The organism is Salmonella sp. NW38, assembly GCF_051807745.1.
GTDB classification, from domain to species: domain Bacteria; phylum Pseudomonadota; class Gammaproteobacteria; order Enterobacterales; family Enterobacteriaceae; genus Salmonella; species Salmonella enterica.
Window position 1 is genome coordinate 1 of sequence record NZ_JAMMTO010000043.1, and the last position, 267, is coordinate 267.

A 267-nucleotide genomic window follows, 5' to 3' on the forward strand; every position below is an offset into this window, starting at 1 on the left:
CCTCCGGCTCCCCTATTCGGTTAACCTTGCTACAGAATATAAGTCGCTGACCCATTATACAAAAGGTACGCAGTCACCCCACCACTAAGCCCCCTCTGCTTCTTTTGCGGTTGAACGTCGCTTTCGCTCCGTTAACCGTATCCTCAGCAAAGGATGCGTATGTGGAGTTCACCACTGGCTTAGTGGTGGGGCTCCCACTGCTTGTACGTACACGGTTTCAGGTTCTTTTTCACTCCCCTCGCCGGGGTTCTTTTCGCCTTTCCCTCA

1 rRNA gene is annotated in these 267 nt (G+C 52.8%); it reads right to left on the reverse strand.

From position 1 onward, the window contains the following. Window positions 1-267: ribosomal RNA gene (locus NA624_RS23050) — 23S ribosomal RNA — on the reverse strand; the annotation flags it as partial.